The organism is Kitasatospora arboriphila, assembly GCF_039528095.1.
Taxonomy (GTDB): Bacteria; Actinomycetota; Actinomycetes; order Streptomycetales; family Streptomycetaceae; genus Kitasatospora; species Kitasatospora arboriphila.
In genome coordinates, this window is the sequence record NZ_BAAALD010000198.1 from 1 (window position 1) to 3,726 (window position 3,726).

Below are 3,726 nucleotides of genomic sequence, written 5' to 3' on the forward strand. Positions count from 1 at the left end.
GGCCTGCGGCAGCGGGCCGTGCGGCGCAGGCTCGGGGACGGGCAGGGTGGGCGCGGTCGGCGGGTGCTCGGCGGTGCGCGCGGGCTTGTCGGTGCGGTCGACCACCGGCACCTGCTGGGTCGGCACCCGGTGCGCCGAGGCGGCCGGCCGGGCCTTCATGCCGAGGGTGTGACCGGCGGTGACCTCGCGCAGCATCCGGGCGGCCTCGTCGGCGGTGGGACGCTCGGCCGCGTCCTTGGCCATCAGCGCGGCCAGCACCGGGCCGAGCGCGCCGGCCCGGCGGGGCTCCGGCAGCGGGTCGCCGACCACCGCGGCCAGCGTGGTGAGCGGGGAGGTGCGGCGGAACGGCGACTCGCCCTCCACCGCGGCGTACAGCGTGGCCCCGAGGCCCCACAGGTCGGAGGCCGGGCCGGGGCGTTCGCCCTGGGCGCGCTCGGGCGCGAGGTAGTCCGGCGAGCCGACCAGGTCGCCGGGGCGGGTGAGTTCGGTGGAGCCCTCGAAGGTGGCGATGCCGAAGTCGAGCAGGACGACGCGGCCGGTGCCCTTCTCCAGCAGCACGTTGGCGGGCTTGACGTCGCGGTGCAGCACCCCGAGCTGGTGGCCGCGGTGCAGCGCGGCCAGCACCTGCAGGCCGACCTCGGCGGCCTCGCGCGGCGCGAGGGTGCCGTCCTGGCTGATCACGTCGGCCAGCGACCGGCCGTCGACCAGCTCCATCACGATCCAGGGGCGGCCGTCGTCCTCCAGCACGTCGTGGATGGTGATGACGCCGGGGTGCTTGATCCTGGCGGCGGCCCTGGCCTCCCGCTTCATGCGGGACTGCAGGATCTCCAGCTCCTCCTCGGGGAGGTGGTTGACGGTCAGCTCCTTGACCGCGACCTCGCGGTCGAGCATCTCGTCGCGGGCCCGCCAGACCGTGCCCATGCCGCCGCGGCCGAGCCGGTCCCCCAGGACGTACCGTCCGGCCAGTACCCGGCCGGTGTCCATGCCTTCCGACGACCGGTCCTGCACGCCCATGGCGACCGTTCCCCCATCCTCAGTCCACCGTCACCGTGACGGAGGTATCGGTGCACCGCAGACTCACCGCACGGACATCTTCTCAACCACACCGGGCCGGGTTGCGCCGGGGCCCGGAATGCACCGCTGCGCGCCCGGCACGGTCAGCCCGCCGCCAGGACGACCGCGGCGAGGGCCGCGACCAGCGCCAGCAGCACCCCGCCGACCAGCAGCGGGCCGAGCAGCGCGGGAGGCACCCGGGAGGGGCCGCGGGGCACCGGCAGGTGTCCGCCGCCGTGCCGCCGCCCGCGCGGGTGCGGCACCACCGGGCCGGCCGGCCGCACCACCGGCAGCAGCGGCGCCTCCTCCTCGCCGGGGCCGAACGGCTCGGGCGCGCCGGCGAGCAGGGCGCGCACCCTGCGCTGGACGTCCTCGGCGGTGGGGCGCGCGGCCGGGCCGAGGTCGAGCAGTTCCTCGACGAGGCTGCGCAGCGGACCGCAGCCGTCGGCGGGGTAGCGCCGGCCGTCGCGGACGGCGGCGAGCAGCGTCGGCAGGTCGTCCTCGGGGTAGGGGCCGTGGCCGGTGAGCAGCCGGTAGAGCAGCACGCCGAGGGCCCAGCAGTCGCCGGGCGGGCCGGCGTCGGCGGGCCAGCGTTCGGCCAGCGGGCCGAGCAGGTCGGCGCGGGCCTCGTAGCGGCGGCGCGGCACCGGCCCGGCGAGCTGGGCGCAGACCGCCTCCTGGGCGGCGCCGAGGAGCAGTCCGCCGAGCAGCGCGGCGCCGTCCTCGCAGACCAGCACCGCCCCGGCGGTGACGTTGCCGTGGACCAGTCCGGCGCCGTGCAGGGCGCGCAGCGCCCCGGCGAGGTCGGCGGCCAGTTCGGCCACCCGGTACGGCGGCACCGGGCCGGTGTCGGCGAGTTCGTCGAGCGGTGCGCCGGCGACGCGCTCGGCGGCCACCCACAGCAGGTCGCCCTCGGCGGCCGCGCCGGTCTCGACGAGCAGCCGCGGGTGGCGCGGCACGCGGTCGGCCAGCGCGGCGACGGGTTCGGCGAGCCGGTCGCCGCGGTGGTGGTCGGGTTCCTCGTACAGGTCGCCCGGTTCGCCGGCGACGAGCAGTTCGGGCAGGTCGAGGGCGTGCAGCAGGACCGGCGCGCCCGTGTGCACGTCCTGCGCGGGCAGGCCGGCTCCCGTCGGACGGTCCGTCACCCGGTACCGTCCGGCCACCAGCTGACCGGGGGCCGCTCGCATGTCCGACTTCCTCTCGACCCGGCCAGCGTACGTCGCCGCGGCCGTAGGCTCGCGGTATGGACCGGACGGATCTGATCGATGTGGCCTTCGACGTGCTCGGCAGCGGCAACGGCCGGGAGGCCGGGAACGCCGCCGTGCGCACCGTGGAGGCCGTCGCGGCGCCCGGCGAGGAGCCGGTGGCGGCGACCGCCGGACGGCACCCGGACCACTTCCGCAGGGGCGCGCTGGTGCTGACCGGCCATCGGCTGCTCTTCCTCAAGGACGGCAAGCCGCCGCTGCCGGTTGCGCTGGGCGCGGCGACGGACGTGACGGTCGTCCGGACCCGGATCAACGGCGAGGTCCTGAAGGTGGTCGCGCTGACCGGGGCGCACCGCTTCGAGGACGTGGTGAAGGCGGAGCCGTTCGCCGAGCGGATCCGTGCCGTGGCGGCGGAGGCCCGCCGACGGGAGGCCGGGGCGGCCGTGCCCGCCGCGGCGCCGCCCCCGGCGGACCTGCTGGACCGGCTGGAGCGGCTGGCGGCGCTGCACGGCGCGGGCGCCCTCACCGACGAGGAGTTCGCCCGGACCAAGCAGCGGCTGATCGGCTGACGGCCCGGGCGGGGCGCGTCAGGGCGCGGGCTGGAAGGTGGCGAAGCCGATGCTGCGGGCCGCCGTGTTCGCCGCCGAGTTCCAGTCCGCGTCGGTGCTCGTCCAGTAGAGGGCATAGCCGTACTTGCCGCCGCCGGTGACGAAGCCGCGGTTGAGCGAGTGGTAGGTGGTGCCGCTGCCGAAGGTCCACTCCCAGTCGGCGGCGTTGGTCCAGTCCCGGTAGGTGACGGCCTTCAGCTGGATGCGCCGGTAGTTGCGGAAGGTCTGGCCGCGCTCGCTCTCCTGCCAGTCGGCGAGGGCGCTGTCGCCCGCGCCGATCTTCCAGTCGACCATCAGCTTCAGCCCGTTGCCCTGGAACTGGCGGCTGGTCTCGTCGTAGTCCTGGCCCTTGTCGGCCATCCAGTCGGGCAGCACGATCGAGAAGCCGGAGGCGTCGTGGACGGTCCGATAGCCGGCCGGGACGGCACCGTCCTTGCCGCCGGGCTCCGGGGTGCCGGGGGCCGGGTTCCCCGGGGCGGGGGTGTTCGAGGGCTGGGTGCTCGGGGCTGCGGACGGCGTGCCCGGGGAGGCCGACGCGGCGGCGGACGGCGTGCCGGCGGCGGGCGAGCCGTTGCTGCCGAGGGCGGGCGCTGCGGCGGAGGCCGCGGAGTCGAGGGACTTCCCGGTGTGCTTGCCGGCGTTCTTGCCGGTCTCGCCGCCGTCCTGCAGCAGCGCGATCGCGCCGACCAGAACGAGCACCAGCAGCAGCGCTCCGCCGGCCAGCAGCGCGGTGCGCGGGTTGCGCCGCTCGCGGGGCACGACCGGGAGGGCCTCGGTGGGCGGCGCCGGCGGGAGCGCGGGCGGGCCGGTAGCCGGCCGGGGCGGGACCGGCCGCGATGCCCTTCTCCCTGCCCACCCGG

Annotated in this window: 4 protein-coding genes; 1 reads left to right on the forward strand and 3 read right to left on the reverse strand. The window is 77.0% G+C overall.

All coding sequences use genetic code 11. From position 1 onward, the window contains the following. Both ABD353_RS39335 and ABD353_RS39340 read right to left on the reverse strand, forming a co-directional pair. A partial coding sequence (locus ABD353_RS39335) for a serine/threonine-protein kinase (protein ID WP_344628527.1) occupies positions 1–1,014 on the reverse strand: 1,014 nt, incomplete at its 3' end. Between the two features lie 143 nt (positions 1,015–1,157). Further along, positions 1,158–2,240 (reverse strand): protein kinase family protein, encoded by a 1,083-nt coding sequence (locus tag ABD353_RS39340; protein WP_344628528.1) that lies wholly within the window; start codon positions 2,238–2,240, stop codon positions 1,158–1,160. Between the two features lie 56 nt (positions 2,241–2,296). Here ABD353_RS39340 and ABD353_RS39345 point away from each other — a divergent pair, with 56 nt between their 5' ends. Beyond that, a complete protein-coding gene (locus tag ABD353_RS39345) occupies positions 2,297–2,827 on the forward strand; it encodes an SHOCT domain-containing protein (protein WP_344628529.1) in 531 nt (176 codons plus the stop codon). An 18-nt stretch (positions 2,828–2,845) separates the two neighbouring features. On the opposite strand, the gene ABD353_RS39350 is transcribed toward ABD353_RS39345, so the two are convergent. Beyond that, positions 2,846–3,625, reverse strand: coding sequence for a hypothetical protein (locus tag ABD353_RS39350; protein WP_344628530.1), 780 nt, complete (start codon positions 3,623–3,625; stop codon positions 2,846–2,848). Positions 3,626–3,726 lie beyond the last annotated feature (101 nt).